We start from the raw sequence: 15,540 nt of genomic DNA on the forward strand, positions 1-15,540 counted from the left end.
CCTGCGGCTCAGCCGAGCCGCAGCGACATCACCAAATAGCGGAAGCTGGGCTGCGCGTCCCCCGGAACATCCTGGATCAGCGCGGCCCTGGTCGGTGACTCCATGTTGATGCGGGCCAGGTCGGTGTCGATGCCGGTCAGGCCGTCGAGGAGGAACTGCGACTGGAAGGCGATCTGGATGTCGTCGCCGCGCAGCTCACACTCGACCACCTCGGAGCCGCGGCCGATGTCGCCGCCGCCGGCCTGGATGCGTACGTGGCCCTGACTGAACGACAGCCGGATCGCGGTGTTGCGCTCGGCCACCAGCGCCACGCGCTTGATGGCGTTGACGAACGCCGTCACCGGCACATCGGCCCTGATCGACCAGTCGGCGGTCAGCCTGGTGCGGTAGTCGATGAACTGCTCGTCGAGCAGGCGGACCGTGGTGCTGCGGCCGACGCTCTCGAAGCCCGCGACGCCGTCGCCCAGGGCCATCGCCACCTCGCCCCCGCGTAGCGTCTTGGCCACGTCGACCAGCACGCGGGCGGGCACCATGGCGGACACGGCGACGTCGGGCGCCACCGGGCGCCAGGTGAGGTCGCGGGCCGCGATGCGGTAGCGGTCGGTGGCCGCCATCGTCAGCGACTCGCCCTCGATGTCGACCCTGATGCCGGTGAGCATCGGCAGCGTGTCGTCGCGGCTGGCCGCGGGCGCGACCTGGCCCACGGCCGAGGCGAAGACGCCACCGCCGATGGCGCCGATGCTCGGCGGCATCGTGGGCATGGTCGGAAAGTCTTCGACGGGCATCGTGATCAGGCCGAACTCGGCGCTGCCGCAGGTCAGGACCGCCTCTTGCCCCTCGGTGACGATCTCGACGTCCTCGGCGGGCAGGCTGCGGCTGATCTCCGCCAGCAGGCGGCCGGGGATGAGCACCTGGCCCTCCTCGGCCACGTCGGCCTCGATCCTGGCCTGAGCCGAGACGTCGTAGTCGAACGCGGACAGGCTCAATTCCTCGTCGGCCCCCAGCAGCAAGCCGGAGAGCACGGGCACCACAGGGCGACTTGGCAGGACTCTGGCGGCCCATGCCACCGCGTCCGCCAGAACATCGCGGTTTACCCGGATCTTCACCTGACCCACCCTTTCGTGTCGCTGCCTCCTATGAAAGGTAGCCGGTGCCACCGACAATGCGGACTATCTGCTGTTGAGGTAGGCGAGCACCGCCAGGACGCGGCGGTTGTCGTCGTCGGAAGGCCCCAGACCCAGCTTGGCGAAGATGCCGGCCGTGTGCTTGGCCACCGCGCTCTCGCTGAGGTAGAGCCGCTGGGAGATGGCCGCGTTGGACCGCCCTTCGGCCATCGCCTCCAGCACCTCCCGCTCGCGTGGCGTGAGGGCGGCCAGCGGTTCGTTGCGGGCGTTGCTGGCCAGCAGCTTGGCGATCACCTCGGGGTCCATCGCGGTGCCGCCCTCGGCGACCCGGCGAACGGCGTCGATGAACTGCTCGGCGTTGAACACCCGGTCCTTGAGCAGGTAGCCGATCGCACCCGACCCGTCGGCCAGCAGTTCGCGCGCGTACAACTGCTCGACGTGCTGTGACAGCACCAGGATCGGCAGCCCGGGCACCTGCTTGCGGGCCGCCAGCGCGGCCTGCAGGCCCTCGTCGGTGAAGGTGGGTGGCAGCCGTACGTCCACGATCGAGACGTCGGGGCGCAGCTCGATCAGGCCCTTGAGCAGCTCGGGCCCGCTCTCCACAGCGGCCACGACCGTGAAACCGTGCGCCTGGAGCAGGTGAACCAGGCCGTCCCTGAGCAGGTAGAGGTCTTCGGCGATGAGAACGCGGTTCATCGGTTGAACCATAGACGGCGGGGTGTCGCCTCGGCCAGCCAGCGCTCCCTGTTGTGGCAGGCCGGGATCAGTACGGCCATCAGGTACATGGCGCCGCCCAGTGTGATCATGAACAGGATGCACGGCCACTGCCAGGGCTCGGGCAGATACAGCGCGAGGAACCACGCCTTCTCCTCCATGCCGAAGACCTTGAAGATGGCCGCCACGATCCCCTGCGGGAACAGCGGGCACCAGGATGTCAGCCAGAGCATGGCCACCACGGCGGCCTTCCAGCGGGGCAGTTTGGGCAGGCTGCCCGCCCAGTGCTGCGGCAGCACCTTGGGCATGTTCATGGTCACCGTGGTCGGCCCGCCGGGCGGGCTGCTCAGGGCCAGCACCCCGTCGAAGGCCGCGAGCCGCCGCTCGATGCCCATCAGGCCGGTGCCCTTGCTCGGGTCGGCGCCGCCCATGCCGTCGTCGGTCACGGAGATCCGCAGGTCGGGGCCATTGCTGCTGATGTCGATCGTGGCCGTGGCGGCGCCGCCGTGCCTGGCTGCGTTGGACAGCAGCTCGCTGACCGCGAAGTAGGCGGCGGCCTCCACCGGCGGCTCCGGCCGGTGCGCCAGCTCGACGTCCACGCTCACCCGTAACGGGCTGTCGATGGCCAGGGCTCGGACGGCGTCGCCCAGCCCGCGTTCGGCCAGGACCGGCGGATGGATGCCGCGGATGACCGTACGCAGCTCGGTCAGCGTCTCCGAGGACGCCTCCTTGGCCTTGCTCAGCAGCGCCTTGGCCGCGGCCGGGTCGGTGTCGACGAGCTGCTCGACCGCGCCGAGCGTCATGCCGATCGCCACCAGCCTGGCCTGCGTGCCGTCGTGCAGGTCGCGTTCGATCCTGCGCATCTCGGCGGCCTGCGTGTCGGCGGCGAGGTTGCGTACGCGCTGGAGATGGCTGACCTGCCCGGCCAGGCGGCTCGCGGCGGTCGCGGCCAGGACCAGGTCGGTCCACAGGCTGTAGAGGCGCAGCCCGCGGTCGGGCAGCAGCAGGAACAGCGGCAGCAGACACAGCTTGACCACCGGGTCCAAGAGCAGCCAGACGCAGTCGCGCCAGGTCGCCGGGTCGGTGATCATCCACTTCCACCGGTCGTTCCAGGCCGGCACTCGCGGCGACTTGTACAGCGTGCGGTTCGACCGGTACATCCCGTCGGCCTGCCGCTGTGGGGGCGGCGGCTTGGGCAGGTACGGCGAGTCGATCCGGCTCCCCGTCCACTCCCCGACCAGCCCTCTCGTGTGCTCGGCCAGCCGTCGGACCAGCCGGACCTGCAGCGGGAGGAGAGGGACCACGCCGAGGCCGAAGGCCAGGACGAGCATGGTGAAGGAGGCGGCGACGGCGGGCACCTCGACGAGGATCAGCGCCAGCAGCACCGCGGTCTGGCCGTACCTTCTCAACATGGCTCCAGTGTGCGCGAGCCGGAGCTTCCCGAACATTGCACCTAGATACACCTTTGCCGGGTACCCAGCCCGATTCCCCGCGCGAGCCGGGATTCCTAGCGTCGAAGGCATGAAAATCATCGAGGTCAGGAACCTCCACAAGCGGTATCCCGACCATGTGGCGGTGGACGACGTGTCGTTCGAGGTGTCGGATGGCGAGATCTTCGGCATCCTCGGCCCGAACGGCGCCGGCAAGACCACGAGCGTTGAGTGCGTCGCGGGGTTACGCACTCCCGATCGTGGCACCGTACGCGTGACCGGGATCGACCCCCAGCAGGACAGGGACGCGCTGCGCCGGGTGCTGGGCACGCAGCTGCAGAGCGCGGCGCTGCCCGACAAGATCAAGGTGTGGGAGGCCATGGACCTCTACGCCTCCTTCTACCCGGATCCGGCTGACTGGTCCGAGCTGCTCGAACGCGTCGGGCTCGGCGACAAGCGGGGCACGCACTTCGGCAAACTCTCCGGCGGCCAGCGGCAGCGCCTGTCCGTCGCGCTGGCGCTGGTGGGCAGGCCCCGCGTCGCGGTGCTCGACGAGCTCACCACCGGGCTCGACCCGCAGGCCCGCAGGGACACCTGGGAGCTGATCGAGCAGGTACGCGACTCCGGCGTGACGATCGTGCTGGTCACCCACTTCATGGAGGAGGCCGAGCGGCTCTGCGACCGCGTCGCGCTCATCGACGCGGGCCGGGTCGTCGCCACCGACTCGCCGGCGGGGCTGATCGCCCAGGTCGGTGGCGCGCAGCGGCTGCGATTCCGGCCGACCGGGCCCTTCTCCGACGATCTCCTGCTGGCTCTGCCCGAGGTGACCGAGGTCGCCAGGAGCGGACAGCAGGTCGTGGTGACGGGCACCGGCGATCTCGCCTCCGTCGTCATGCTGACGCTCGCCAACCACCAGATCGTCCCCGGTGACCTGCGCATCGAGCAGGCCACGCTGGACGACGCGTTCCTCGCGCTGACCGGAAGGAAGCTGTCATGAGGAAGATCCTCCTCGTCGAGACCAAGCTGCACCTGCGGCAGTGGCCCAACATGATCTTCACCATCGGCCTGCCGCTCGCCCTGCTGCTGGGGCTCGGCAGCCTCCCCGACCTGGCCAAGCCCAATCCGGGGATGGGTGGGGAGCGGTACATCGACACCCAGCTACCGGCGCAGATGACGTTGCTGGCGGTGCTGACGCTCGCCTGTTCGGTGCTCCCGGCCGTCCTCGTCACCTATCGCGAGCAGGGGGTGCTCAGGCGGATGTCGACGACGCCCGTGGCACCGGGGCGGCTGCTGGCCGCCCAGCTCATCATCAACCTGGTCGTCGGCACCGTGTCGGTCTTCCTCCTGGTGGTGCTCGGGTACGTGGTGCTCGGCGCCGCGATGCCCAAGCAGTTCCCCGGTTTCGTGCTGGTCTTCCTGCTCGGCTCAGCCGCGCTGCTGGCCCTGGGGCTGGTGATCTCCTCGATCGCGCCGACGGGCAAGTCGGCGCCGGGGATCGGGTCGGTGGTGATGTTCCCGCTGATGTTCGTGGCGGGGATGTGGATCCCGCGCGAGGCCATGCCGGACGCGCTGCGCGCGGTGAGCGACTATTCGGTGGCCGGGCCGTTCGCCCAGGCGCTGCGCGACACCTGGGCGGGCCACGCGCCGCAGCCGCTGCACCTCATCGTCATGGCCGCCGGGCTGCTGGCCTTCGGCGGGATCGCGATTCGGTTGTTCCGCTGGGAGTAGCGCTAGGACCAGACGGGACGGGCGCCCGTGACGTTCAGCATCACCGAGTAGAGCGAGGTCGAGGCCGCGATGAACATCCTGTTGCGCTTGAGCCCGCCGAACACCAGGTTGGCGATGGAGTCGGGCAGATGAAGCCGGCCGATCAGCGTCCCGTCGGGGTCGTAGCAGAGCACCGCCTTGCCCGCCGCCGCCCACACGCGGCCCTTGTCGTCCAGTCGCATGCCGTCGAAGGTGTCGCCGTCGGTCCCCTGCGCGAAGACCTTGCCGCCCGAGAGCGTGCCGTTGTCGTGCACGTCGAACAGGCGTATGTGCGTGCGGCGGGTGTCGGCGATGTAGAGGCGGGACTCGTCCAGCGAGAAGGCCAGGCCGTTGGGCCGGTCGAAGTCGTCGGCCACCCGGGCCACCTCCCCCGTCACCGGATCGACGCGGTAGACGTGACAGCCGTCGATCTCGGGATCGGCCCGGTGGCCCTCGTAGTCGCTGTCGATGCCGTAGGCGGGGTCGGTGAACCAGATGGAGCCGTCGGAGCGGACGACCGCGTCGTTCGGGCTGTTGAGCCGCTTGCCCTGCCAGCGGTCGGCGATCACGGTGATCGAGCCGTCGGCCTCGGTGCGGGTGACCCGGCGCGCGCCGTGCTCGCACGAGATCAGGCGGCCCTGGCCGTCGAGCGTGTTGCCGTTGACGTAGCCGGCGGGCTGCCGGAACGGGCCCACGACGCCGGTCATCTCGTCCCAGCGCAGCATCCGGTCGTTGGGGATGTCGCTCCACACCAGGAACCGGCCCGCCGGGAAGTAGACGGGCCCCTCGGCCCAGCGGGTGCCGGTGTAGATCCGCTCGACCAGGTCGTCGCCGCCGACCGCGGCGAAGCGCTCGTCCAGCACCTCAAACTCCGTGGGGATCGTGCTGGATGGTGTTCGGTAAATTGGCTCCATAGTCGAATAGCATACTGTTATGGATGAGATCGACAAGATGCTGATCGGCCTGCTTCAAGAGGATGCCACGCGGTCGTACGCGGCTCTGGGCCAGGCCGTTGGCCTGTCGGGCGGGGCGGCGCACGAGCGGGTGCGCAAGCTGCGCGAGCGTGGCGTGATCAAACGCACCACGATCGAGGTGGATCCGGTGGCGCTCGGGCGGGGCGTGGTGGCGTACGTGCTGGTCGACGGCGGCACCTGGATGGGCGACGCCGCCGCGCGGCTGGCGGCGATCGCGCCGGTCGAGGAGGCTCATGTCATCGCGGGGCCCGCCTCGATTCTGCTCAAGGTCCGTACGACCGACACGCGGGAATTACAGCAGGTGCTGCGGCAGGTGTTCGAGGTCGACGGCGTGACCGGGACCCAGACGGTCGTCGTGCTGGAGACGTTCTTCGAACGGCCCGTGCACGTGGAATAGGGTGCTCAGATGGCGATTTTTGCGCAGATCAGCGACGTGCACATCGGGGGCTCCGACGAGAGTGTCGAGCGCGCACGGCAGGTCCTGCGGCACCTGCGCACGCTGCGGCTCGACGCCGTCCTGGTCACTGGCGACATCGCGGACCACGCTCTGCCGGAGGAGTACGCGATCGCGGACGAGCTGTTCCGTGGCGAGCTGCCGCTGGCCGTCTGCCCGGGCAACCACGACTCGGTGCCGGCGTTCGAGAAGCTGCTCGGCCCCGCCAACCAGGCGCTCAAGCTCGACGACGTGACGATCGCCCTGGCCGATTCGAGCGTGCCCGGCCATCACCATGGCTATCTGGCCGACGAGACGCTGGCCTGGCTCGACGAGGTGCTGTCGGAGCGGCCTGACGTCCCGGCGTTCGTGGGGATGCACCATCCGCCGATCGAGCTCGGCATCCCGTACGTCGACAAGATCCGGTTGCGTGAGCCGGAACGGCTGGCGGACCTGCTGTCACGGCACCCGAACGTGGCCGCGGTGCTGACCGGCCACGCGCACACCGCCGTGTCGGCCCGCTTCGCCGGACTGCCGCTCGTCGTCGCGCCCGGCGTCATCTCGACCGCCCTGACGAGCGTGGAGACCGACGCGGAGTTCCCTGTCTCGTACGACCTGCCGCCCGCGTACGCGCTGCACATCTTCGACGGCGGACGGCTCGTCACCCACTTCCGCCCGGTAATCCTCAACTATTCTTGAGGTTATGACCAAGGTGGCATGGAACTCCAAGGAGCTGACGGTCGGCCAGCTCGCCGAGCGCAGCGGCGTGGCCGTGTCGGCGCTGCACTTCTACGAGGCCAAGGGGCTCATCGGGAGCCGCCGCACCGCGGGCAACCAGCGGCGCTACACGCGTGACACGTTGCGCCGGGTCGCGTTCGTCCGCCTGTCGCAGCGGCTGGGCATCCCCCTGCGGACCATCAAGGACGCGCTGGCCGAGCTGCCGGAGGGGCGTACGCCCACCCGTGCCGACTGGGCGCGGCTGTCGGCGACCTGGCGGGGCGAGCTTGACGACCGGATCGAGCAGCTCCAGCGGCTCCGCGACGACCTCACGGACTGCATCGGATGCGGGTGCCTGTCGCTCGACCGGTGCGCGCTGGCCAACCCGCACGACCAGCTGGGCAACGAGGGGCCGGGCGCCAGGCGCATCGACACGCGGCTCACCCCGCCTCAGCAATGCTGCCCGCCGTCCTCGCAGGCCCGCTAGGTCACTTCTTGGCCGGGGGGACGATCAGGGTCGGCCGGTGGGCGTGGTGCAGCACGTGGTTGGAGACGCTGCCCAGCAGTACGGAGCGCACGCCGGCCAGTCCTCGCGATCCGGTGACGACCAGCGACGCGTCGACCTCGTCCGCGACGTCCACGATCGTCCGCCAGATCGACTCGTTGTCGGCCACCGCCCGATAGGTCACGTCCGCGAGCCCCGAGGCGATCGCCAGCTCGGCCCCTTCCTTGGCGTACTGCTCGGCCTGGATCCGCCACTCCTCACCGGAGTCGGAGACGACCCCGGCACCGGCCAGTGGATACCTCTTGATCTGCACGAGCAGCGGCTCCCACACGGTCACGACGAGCGTGGGCTCGGCGGCCAGGTGCTTGGCCGCGAACTCGATCGCGGCGCGCGAGTCGGCCGAGCCGTCGTAGGCGACGAGGATGGTCATGGCGTGCTTCCCTTCGCTTTTCGCTTGAAGCTCACTCCCTTGTTGCAGCAGCGGGACGATCAGCCGTGATTCCGCGAGCCGTTGTCTGTTGTGTCACACCTGGAGGGTTCTTGTGATACTTCCCCGCGTGCCCCGGCTCGACATCGACGGCGTCCTGCGCCTGCTCGACGTCCCGTTCACCTTTGAAGGCCCGTGCCCCGGCGGCCAGGTCGGTGCCGCGTACGTGCGCTGGCCCGACGGCCACCGGTCAGTGCTCACCCGCGGGCCCGACGTGAGCGCGCTGCTGGAGGTGGCCCGCGCGGCGGGTGTCCCGGCGCCGCGGTACGAGCTGGTGCGCCCGCCGATCGTGGTGCAGGAGCTGCTGCCCGGCTCGCCCCCGGGCCAGCCCTCCCCGCGCACGATCGAGTCGATGCTCGACGTCAACCGGCGCTGCCGTGGCCTGCTCGCCGGCCGTACGGACCTGCCTGGGATGGCGCTCTTCCTGCGCGCCGACGGGCCGGGCTTCTGCCTGCACGAGCCGCTGCGGACGTACGACAGCCGCACGCGGCGCCTGCTCGACCAGGTGGAGGAGGTCGGCGCCGCCCTCCCCGAGCGGCTGGACGGCGACGACCTCGTCCACACCGACTTCCACCCCGAGAACGTGCTGGTCGACGAATCGGGCACGGTCACCGGGGTGATCGACTGGGACGGCGCCACGCGGGGTGACGCCGACTTCGACCTCGTCACGCTGCGCTTCGACCTCACGCACCGTGCGCCGGAGCTGGCTCGCCTGCTCGACGATCGGCTCGACGAGCAGGTGGCCCTGGTCTGCTGGGCCCACATGAGTCTGCGGATGGTCGACTGGGCGATCCGGCACTTCACCGCCGCCGAGGTCACCGTCTGGCTCGACGTCGCCGAACGCCTCCGGCCGATCTGATCGGAAACGCTCCGCGTCCTTCGGTCCAAGTACAGATGTAAGGGCGAACGACGAAGGGAGCGAGGCCTGTGCGCCTCAACGAAGACCCCGAGGCTTTTGAGGCCTTTTATCGTCGCCATGTCGATGGCGTCATGCGGTTCGTCGTACGCCGGGTGAGCGATCCTCATCTGGCCGCCGATCTGACCGCCGACATCTTCCTGGCGGCCCTGGACTCCGGGCACACCTACCGCCCCGGCCGGGGCAGCGAGACCGCTTGGTTGTACGGCGTGGCGCGCAACGTCGTGTCCGCCCAGTATCGACGCACGGCCCGCGAGACGAAGGCGACCAGCCGCATCGCGGGCAGGCGAATGATGGACGACCACGATCTCGACCGGATGGAGGAACGGATCGACGCCGAGCGCCAGATGCGCCGCGCCCTGGAGGCCATGGGCAAGCTGCCCGAGGGCGAACGGGCCGTACTGGAACTCGTCGCGATCGATCAGCTCACCGTCAAGGAGGCCGCTGCGGCCTTGGGCATCAACGGGGTGACCGCACGAGTCCGGTTGCATCGGGCCAGACGCGCCCTCGAAGACGTCGCTTCGTCATCGGCTATGTATGTGGAGGGACAGGCATGAGCAACTTCGAGGAGCGCCTGCTCAGCGCGCTCAAGGACGACATCGCCGCCCGGAAGGCGGACATGGTCGTCGAAACGCCGGTGCGCCGCCGCCGGATCGTGGGACTGGCCGCCGCGGTGGCGGCGGCCACGGTGGTGGCCATCAACGTGTACGGCGGAGCGGCCGCTCCCGCCTTCGCCGTGACCAAGAGCGCGGACGGGTCGGTCGAGGTGCGGATCAACGAGTTCCGCGACCCGGACGAGTTGGCGGCCAAGCTCGCCGCGGCGGGAGTGACGACGGTGGTCGACTACCTGCCGGCGGGCCAGACCTGTAAGCAGCCCCGAGGGGAGCACGGGGCCGGCTACGGGCGGGCCGAGAACGGCATCGGCGTCGGGAGGGACGGCACGGGGATCGTGTTCCGGATCGGCAAGGGGCAGGTGGCGGACGGGCAGACGCTGGTCCTGGCGGTCTCCGTCGACCAGGCGGACAAGCCGCCCATCGCGACCTCGCTGGAGGTGGTCAGGGGGGCGGTGGCGCCCTGCGAGGCGACCCCGTTGAACCTCCCCCCGACCTCCGGCTCCACCGGCGACGGCCCGTCCACCGACGAGAAGACGGGCGAGGGGCCCGGCCAGACCACCAACGGCGGCTGACTGGCCGGGTGTGCTCCTACCGGGCGGCGGGAAGCAGGGACAGGGCCTTGGCCATCGCCGGGTCGCGGCCCTTGCGCAGGTCCTTCGCGGTCAGTGGCAGGTAGTGGTCGGGCGCCACGCCGATGCCGTTGATCAGTTCGTGGTCGGCGCCCACCTGGTAGGCCGCGGGCAGGGTCAGGAGGCTTCCGTCGTCCAGCGTGAACATACCGGCGGATCCCGACACCATGCCCGACGTGCGCGACCCGATCAGCGGCCCGACCTTGAGGTCCTTGACCGCAGCGGAGAAGGCGTCGCAGGCCGAGGCGCAGATGCCGTCGGTGAGCACGGCCAGGGGCAGACCGAGCAGCGGGACCGCGTCGTCGGTGCGGTTGGGTGTGCACGTGCCGTCCGGGGCGCAGTCGTAGCTGTGCACCTTGCCGTGTACGAAGCCGCTGAGCAGCTTGACGACCTCGGCGGGCGAGCCGCCGTTGGTGCCGCGCAGGTCGAGGACGATGCCACGCAGCTTCTTGTCCGCCCGCAGCTTCTTGTCTGCCCGCAGTCCGGCGATGGCGGCCAGGACCTGGTCGGCGGTCCCGGGCTGGAAGTTGGTGAGCTTGACCGCGGCCACGTCGCCGTCGACCCGGCGGGCCGTCACCGGCCGCGTCGTGGGCGTGAACAGCTTCGGCCGCAGCGTCGTCTTCCTGACGCGGCCGGTTGACGGGTCGAGCAGCGCCAGCCGTACCGGGGCCGGCTGGTCACTTGAGTATTCGGGGTTGAGCAGGTTCATGGCGCCGCTGGACAGGACACCGTCCACGAAGACGGGCGCGCCGTTGACGGACTGCACGATCTCGCCCGGACGGATACGGGCGGCGGCGGCCGGGCCGCCCTGCACGGCGTTGACGAACAACGGGGCCACCGCCTTCTGCGGTGCCCGGTACGTGATCGAATAGCCGGGCGAGGTGGTGAAGCCGAGGCCGTAGGCGTCGCCCGGCTTGCCGGGCGGTTGCGCTCGGCGGCCCCACTGCGAGTGATTGTCGTGCAGGCTGCCCACCATGCCCTTGATCGTCGCTCCGGCCACGGCCTGCCGGAGCGTGGCGTCGTCCGGCAGATCGGCCATCAACCGCTCGTACCCGGCCGCGAACGTGTTCAGGTCGGTCGTGCGGTTCCCGGTCAGCGGCGGCATGGTGGCGTCGGGCCGGTCGGTGCCGCGGCGGTTCAACTCCTCGGTGAGACCGGCGAACCCGGCCGCGAGCACCGCCCGGTGGTCGAGTCGCTCGCGACCGTAGAAGGCGGTGAAGATGCAGTCGTACGCCTGTTTGATGGTGCTCAGGCCGGTGGCGACGGGCTGGTCCGGCTTGGCGCCGCACGCGGAGGCGGCGGTCCGTACGGCTGCCTCGGTCCGCACGGTCGCCACGGCGCCGGACGTCGCCAACGTCAGGACGCCGGTGCAGGCCAGCACGGGTAGGAGGGAACGCTTCACGCTGATGTGTCTCCTTCACGTATCGCGGTCGACTATTGACCGGGACAGAGCACGGCTTCCGCGGCCGCGTTGATGGCGTCACCGACGGCCATGGCCTGCTCGTTGTCGATCTTCAATGTGGCGGCCACCGCGAACTGAACCCGGCCGTCGGTCGAGGAGAAGGTGACGGAGTTGATCCCGGGCATGCCGCCCGCGGCCGCCGCGACCGTTCCGCCGCACAGGCTGGGCCGCGGCCGCGGCGGTTGCAGGTCCGGCGGCAGCAGCTTGCCCTGGTTGAGCGCGCGGTAGAAGGCGCTGACGTCGTGCGCGGTGGAGATCGCTCCTTCGGCGCCGATGGTGGCGTTGAGCCGGTCGACGTCGCGCGGCCTGCCCTTGGCGTCGGGGTAGTAGCCGTGTCCGTGCGGACCCTTGATCTGGTCGGAGACCTTGGTGGCCAGATAGGTGTGCTTCATGCCGAGCGGGGTGAACAGGCGCCGCTTGAACTCGGTGGCCCGATCGTGGCCGGTCAGCTTCTCGATGATCATGCCGAGGAGGACGTAGTTGGTGGTGGAGTAGAGGTATTCGCCCGGCTCGCCCTTGCGAGGTACGGTACGTGCGGCCTTCACCAGGTCGATCGGCTTGTAGGCGGTGGTGAAGTCGAATACGTCGAACTTCCCGCTCTCGATGAAGTCGGGGATGCCGGAGGTGTGGCGGATCAACTGCTGCACGGTGATCTCGTCGGCCCGATCCACATAGTCGTACTTGGCCATGTCGGGCAGGACGGCGCTGAGTTTGTCCTCCAGGCCGAGCTTGCCTTCCTTGACCAGTTGCAGGACGATCGTGGCCTCCATGAGCTTGGTCTGGGACGCGATGCGGTAACGGGAGTCCGGGGGGATGCGTCCGCCCTTGCCGCCGATCAGGCGTGAACCCGCCGTCCCCTGGCCCACCTGCTTGCCGTCGACGTACACCTGTCCGATGGCCCCCACCACGCCGTCGGTCTTCGCCACGTTCTCTATCGCCTGCTGGACGTCTCCCAGCTTGACCTGGTCGGCGGCGGCCGCGGGTCCTGTGACGCTCAATGCCAGCACCGCGCACGCCAGCCCGGCCATGCCGGCTGCTCTGCCACGCCTCATGGTCGATCACCCTTTCCTGACGGGACTTCAAGGGCGACCAGATCTACCGGCCGGCATCGATGGGTGGCCGATCGGCGACCCATATCCGTTCCATATGCGGGCGTTGGGATACTGCCCGGATGCGCGTGCTCTTGGTGGAAGACGAGCAACCCCTCGCCGGGTACATCGAGGCCGGGCTGCGCAAGCACGGCTTCACCGTCGACGTCGCCCTCGACGGGCAGACGGCTCTGGACAAGTGCGAGATCACGCCGTACGACGTGGTGGTCCTGGACCGGGACCTGCCGGTCGTGCACGGCGACGCGGTGTGCCGCCGGCTCGCCGAGCAGGGCAGGTCGCGGGTGCTGATGCTGACCGCGTCCGACGCCGTGGAGGACCGGGTGGGCGGGCTGATGCTGGGCGCGGACGACTACCTGGGCAAGCCGTTCGCGTTCTCCGAGCTGGTCGCGCGGGTCCACGCCCTGGTACGGCGGAGCGCGCCGGCCCGCCCGCCGGTGCTGCGCGCCGCCGGTGTGGCCCTGGATCCGGCCCGGCGTAGCGCCGAGCGGGACGGGCGGCTGCTGAGCCTGACGCCCAAGGAGTTCGGTGTGCTCCAGCAGCTGCTGGCCGCCGACGGTGCCGTGGTCAGCGCGGAAACCCTGCTGGACAAGGTGTGGGACGAGTACGCGGACCCGTTCACCAACGCGATCCGGATCACCGTCGGCACGCTGCGCCGCAAGCTCGGCGACCCGCCACTGATCGAAACCGTCACCGGCGCCGGCTATCGGATCGGACCGTGAAACTGACCGCCCGGGCTCGGCTCGCGTCGCTGCAGACCGCCCTGGTGCTGGCCGCCGGCGCCGCGCTGACCGGGTTGACCTACCTGCTGATGCGGCGCCGCGCGATCTTCACCCGCCTGGACCCGATCGGCACTCCCACGCCGGACGGGCTGCTCACTCTCGCCGACCGGGTGCAGGCCGACACCCTTTCCGCGCTGGTGCCCCAGGCCGCTCTGGCGCTCATCGTGGTGACCGGGCTGGCCGCCGTACTGAGCTGGCTGGTGGCCGGTCGGGTGCTGCGACCGATCCGCGTGATCTCCGCCACCGCCCGGCGCCTGTCAGCCGAGAACCTCACCGAACGGGTCCCGGTCACCACCCCCGCTGACGAGCTGTCGGCGTTGGCGGGCACGGTCAACGGGATGCTGGACCGCATCCAGCGCGACGTCGCCGAGCGGGACCGGATCCTGGACAGCCAGCGGTTGTTCACCGCCAACGCCGCCCACGAGCTGCGTACACCGCTGACCACCGCGCGTACCGCGATCGACGTCACCCTGGACGGAGACCCCAGCCGTGCCGAGCTGCTCACGATGGCCGGCGACGTACGCGGTGCCGTCGAGCACATGCAACGCGTCCTGGACGGGCTGCTGCTGCTGGCCCGCAGCCAGGCCGGGCTCGGCGCGCGGGAACCGGTCGACCTGGCCGCTGTCGCGGCCGGCGCCCTCGACGCCGCCGGAGCACGGGCGGCAGCCGCCGGCGTCGCCGTACGATCCGAGCTCCGGCACGCACCGGTCACCGGCGAACCCGTCCTGCTGGAACGGATGATCGGCAACCTGGTCGACAACGCGGTCCGCTACAACCGGGCGGGTGGGGACCTGGTCGTCGACACGGGTACGGCGGGCGGGCGCGCCATCCTGCGGATCTTCAACACCGGCCGGGAGATCCCGCCCGGCGAGGCGGAGACGCTGTTGGAACCGTTCGTGCACGGACAGGGGACCCGCGTCCGTACTGACGGCTTGGGGCTGGGGCTGTCGATCGTGCGCGCGGTCACACTCGCCCACCGAGGACGGATCGCGGTCACCGCCCGCACCGGCGGCGGCCTCGACATCACCGTCGACCTCCCGCGAAGCCCGATGACGTCCCAACGCCGGAATTGTTAGATCTCGTGCCGGTCAGAACTGGTAGCGGAGTATCCGCGCTCCCTGCCGTGACAGGGCCGTGCTGCGGGCGGTGAGCCGGGTGAGTGCGCGCAGCGGCTGTGGGAACCGCGCAACTTCAGGTGCGCGGGTCAGCATTTCCTCTTCGACCAGTTCGAGGCCGGCGCCCCAGTTCTCGGGTTCGTGTGGGTCGTCGAAGCCCTGGGCGGCCTTGATGCCGAGTGCCTTGATGGTCGGGTGGTACTTCATGGCCCATGCGGCGAATCGCGTGTAGCCGTTGATCGCGAGCTCGCCCGATGGGAAATGGGCGGTCAGCTCGCGGGTCATGTGCTGGAAGGAGTCGCCGGGCATGAACGGGAGCAGTCCCTCGGCGATGATCACTGCTGGGCGGTCGCCGGGGATGGTGTCCAACCAGCCGGGTTCGGTGAGGTCGGCTGCGATCACATGGGAACGGCCGGGCAGGCACTCGGATCGGAGATCGACGACCTCCGGGAAGTCGATGTCGTACCAGTCGACGTCCGGGGACGGAGCGCAGCGGACCATCCGGGTGTCGAGGCCGCAGCCCAGATCCAGCACCACGCATTCGGGGTGGGCGGCGATGTACGCGCGGACGACGTCGTCGAGTTTCTTGGCGCGCAGTGCGGTGGTGACGACCAGGTTGGGCTTCAGCTTCAGCCGGCGGAAGTCATAGTCGATGGTGTCGGCCAGTTCGGCGGAGAGCGTGTCGCCGAGGATCGGGCTGGGCAGCTTGGCGTCCAGGGCCCTGGCATAGAGGGTGAGCAGCAGCGTTTCCGGGATCAGCCCGAGTTTGGGTTGCCGGCGATGCAT

General features: G+C 69.9%; 18 protein-coding genes. 10 read left to right on the forward strand and 8 right to left on the reverse strand.

What is annotated here, in order from left to right; genetic code table 11:
* Window positions 1–8: 8 nt before the first annotated feature.
* The 3 genes from dnaN to KME78_RS41745 form a co-directional block, all read right to left on the reverse strand.
* Window positions 9–1,106, reverse strand: coding sequence for a DNA polymerase III subunit beta (dnaN, locus tag KME78_RS41735; protein ID WP_219535041.1), 1,098 nt, complete (start codon window positions 1,104–1,106; stop codon window positions 9–11).
* A gap of 63 nt (window positions 1,107–1,169) precedes the next feature.
* Window positions 1,170–1,820, reverse strand: coding sequence for a response regulator transcription factor (locus KME78_RS41740; RefSeq protein WP_219535042.1), 651 nt, complete (start codon window positions 1,818–1,820; stop codon window positions 1,170–1,172).
* Window positions 1,817–3,250 (reverse strand): sensor histidine kinase, encoded by a 1,434-nt coding sequence (locus KME78_RS41745; protein WP_219535043.1) that lies wholly within the window; start codon window positions 3,248–3,250, stop codon window positions 1,817–1,819. The genes KME78_RS41740 and KME78_RS41745 overlap by 4 nt, the downstream gene beginning before the upstream one ends.
* A gap of 109 nt (window positions 3,251–3,359) precedes the next feature.
* Here KME78_RS41745 and KME78_RS41750 point away from each other — a divergent pair, with 109 nt between their 5' ends.
* Both KME78_RS41750 and KME78_RS41755 read left to right on the forward strand, forming a co-directional pair.
* Complete coding sequence (locus KME78_RS41750) at window positions 3,360–4,265, forward strand: ABC transporter ATP-binding protein (protein WP_219535044.1); 906 nt, start codon at window positions 3,360–3,362, stop codon at window positions 4,263–4,265.
* On the forward strand, window positions 4,262–4,996 hold the full coding sequence (locus tag KME78_RS41755) for an ABC transporter permease (protein ID WP_219535045.1): 735 nt from the start codon (window positions 4,262–4,264) through the stop codon (window positions 4,994–4,996). Before KME78_RS41750 ends, KME78_RS41755 begins: the two co-directional genes overlap by 4 nt.
* A gap of 2 nt (window positions 4,997–4,998) precedes the next feature.
* Here KME78_RS41755 and KME78_RS41760 read toward each other — a convergent pair whose 3' ends face one another.
* Window positions 4,999–5,877 (reverse strand): SMP-30/gluconolactonase/LRE family protein, encoded by an 879-nt coding sequence (locus KME78_RS41760; RefSeq protein WP_308127331.1) that lies wholly within the window; start codon window positions 5,875–5,877, stop codon window positions 4,999–5,001.
* Window positions 5,878–5,947: 70 nt separating this feature from the next.
* Here KME78_RS41760 and KME78_RS41765 point away from each other — a divergent pair, with 70 nt between their 5' ends.
* From KME78_RS41765 to soxR, 3 genes are read left to right on the forward strand one after another with little or no spacing between them, the layout of a single operon-like run.
* Complete coding sequence (locus tag KME78_RS41765; protein ID WP_219535047.1) at window positions 5,948–6,385, forward strand: Lrp/AsnC family transcriptional regulator; 438 nt, start codon at window positions 5,948–5,950, stop codon at window positions 6,383–6,385.
* Between the two features lie 9 nt (window positions 6,386–6,394).
* Window positions 6,395–7,120 carry a metallophosphoesterase gene (locus KME78_RS41770; RefSeq protein ID WP_219535048.1) on the forward strand — a complete coding sequence of 242 codons (726 nt, stop codon included), beginning with the start codon at window positions 6,395–6,397 and terminating at the stop codon, window positions 7,118–7,120.
* A gap of 4 nt (window positions 7,121–7,124) precedes the next feature.
* Window positions 7,125–7,625 carry a redox-sensitive transcriptional activator SoxR gene (soxR, locus tag KME78_RS41775; RefSeq protein WP_219535050.1) on the forward strand — a complete coding sequence of 167 codons (501 nt, stop codon included), beginning with the start codon at window positions 7,125–7,127 and terminating at the stop codon, window positions 7,623–7,625.
* A gap of 1 nt (window position 7,626) precedes the next feature.
* Here soxR and KME78_RS41780 read toward each other — a convergent pair whose 3' ends face one another.
* Complete coding sequence (locus KME78_RS41780) at window positions 7,627–8,073, reverse strand: universal stress protein (RefSeq protein ID WP_219535052.1); 447 nt, start codon at window positions 8,071–8,073, stop codon at window positions 7,627–7,629.
* Between the two features lie 127 nt (window positions 8,074–8,200).
* On the opposite strand from KME78_RS41780, the gene KME78_RS41785 reads away from it, so the two are divergent.
* The 3 genes from KME78_RS41785 (at window position 8,201) to KME78_RS41795 (ending at window position 10,232) form a co-directional block, all read left to right on the forward strand.
* Window positions 8,201–8,989: a phosphotransferase family protein gene (locus KME78_RS41785; RefSeq protein ID WP_308127332.1), complete on the forward strand. Its 789-nt coding sequence runs from the start codon at window positions 8,201–8,203 to the stop codon at window positions 8,987–8,989.
* 68 nt (window positions 8,990–9,057) lie between these two features.
* Window positions 9,058–9,603, forward strand: coding sequence for an RNA polymerase sigma factor (locus tag KME78_RS41790; RefSeq protein WP_219535054.1), 546 nt, complete (start codon window positions 9,058–9,060; stop codon window positions 9,601–9,603).
* Complete coding sequence (locus KME78_RS41795; RefSeq protein ID WP_219535055.1) at window positions 9,600–10,232, forward strand: hypothetical protein; 633 nt, start codon at window positions 9,600–9,602, stop codon at window positions 10,230–10,232. Before KME78_RS41790 ends, KME78_RS41795 begins: the two co-directional genes overlap by 4 nt.
* A 16-nt stretch (window positions 10,233–10,248) precedes the next feature.
* Here the strand turns inward: KME78_RS41795 and KME78_RS67510 are convergent, their stop codons facing one another.
* Both KME78_RS67510 and KME78_RS41805 read right to left on the reverse strand, forming a co-directional pair.
* Entirely contained in the window at window positions 10,249–11,691 is a 1,443-nt protein-coding gene (locus tag KME78_RS67510) for a S41 family peptidase (RefSeq protein WP_219535056.1), read from the reverse strand.
* A gap of 32 nt (window positions 11,692–11,723) precedes the next feature.
* Window positions 11,724–12,803, reverse strand: a complete 1,080-nt coding sequence (locus tag KME78_RS41805) for a serine hydrolase domain-containing protein (RefSeq protein WP_219535057.1) — start codon at window positions 12,801–12,803, stop codon at window positions 11,724–11,726.
* A 119-nt stretch (window positions 12,804–12,922) separates the two neighbouring features.
* Between KME78_RS41805 and KME78_RS41810 the strand changes: the two genes are divergently transcribed.
* Entirely contained in the window at window positions 12,923–13,579 is a 657-nt protein-coding gene (locus KME78_RS41810) for a response regulator transcription factor (protein ID WP_219535058.1), read from the forward strand.
* A complete protein-coding gene (locus KME78_RS41815; protein WP_219535059.1) occupies window positions 13,576–14,715 on the forward strand; it encodes a sensor histidine kinase in 1,140 nt (379 codons plus the stop codon). Before KME78_RS41810 ends, KME78_RS41815 begins: the two co-directional genes overlap by 4 nt.
* A 12-nt stretch (window positions 14,716–14,727) precedes the next feature.
* On the opposite strand, the gene KME78_RS41820 is transcribed toward KME78_RS41815, so the two are convergent.
* A complete protein-coding gene (locus tag KME78_RS41820) occupies window positions 14,728–15,540 on the reverse strand; it encodes a class I SAM-dependent methyltransferase (protein ID WP_219535060.1) in 813 nt (270 codons plus the stop codon).

Source organism: Nonomuraea guangzhouensis (assembly GCF_019396345.1).
GTDB lineage: Bacteria > Actinomycetota > Actinomycetes > Streptosporangiales > Streptosporangiaceae > Nonomuraea > Nonomuraea guangzhouensis.

Coding starts and splice junctions, on each gene's coding strand:
- KME78_RS41820 (WP_219535060.1), bottom strand. CDS start 15,540: ATGCATCGCCGGCAACCCAAACTCGGGCTGATCCCGGAAACGCTGCTG.
- KME78_RS41755 (WP_219535045.1), top strand. CDS start 4,262: ATGAGGAAGATCCTCCTCGTCGAGACCAAGCTGCACCTGCGGCAGTGG.
- KME78_RS41750 (WP_219535044.1), top strand. CDS start 3,360: ATGAAAATCATCGAGGTCAGGAACCTCCACAAGCGGTATCCCGACCAT.
- KME78_RS41745 (WP_219535043.1), bottom strand. CDS start 3,250: ATGTTGAGAAGGTACGGCCAGACCGCGGTGCTGCTGGCGCTGATCCTC.
- KME78_RS41810 (WP_219535058.1), top strand. CDS start 12,923: ATGCGCGTGCTCTTGGTGGAAGACGAGCAACCCCTCGCCGGGTACATC.
- KME78_RS41805 (WP_219535057.1), bottom strand. CDS start 12,803: ATGAGGCGTGGCAGAGCAGCCGGCATGGCCGGGCTGGCGTGCGCGGTG.
- KME78_RS41795 (WP_219535055.1), top strand. CDS start 9,600: ATGAGCAACTTCGAGGAGCGCCTGCTCAGCGCGCTCAAGGACGACATC.
- KME78_RS41770 (WP_219535048.1), top strand. CDS start 6,395: ATGGCGATTTTTGCGCAGATCAGCGACGTGCACATCGGGGGCTCCGAC.
- soxR (WP_219535050.1), top strand. CDS start 7,125: ATGACCAAGGTGGCATGGAACTCCAAGGAGCTGACGGTCGGCCAGCTC.
- KME78_RS41780 (WP_219535052.1), bottom strand. CDS start 8,073: ATGACCATCCTCGTCGCCTACGACGGCTCGGCCGACTCGCGCGCCGCG.
- KME78_RS41740 (WP_219535042.1), bottom strand. CDS start 1,820: ATGAACCGCGTTCTCATCGCCGAAGACCTCTACCTGCTCAGGGACGGC.
- KME78_RS41765 (WP_219535047.1), top strand. CDS start 5,948: ATGGATGAGATCGACAAGATGCTGATCGGCCTGCTTCAAGAGGATGCC.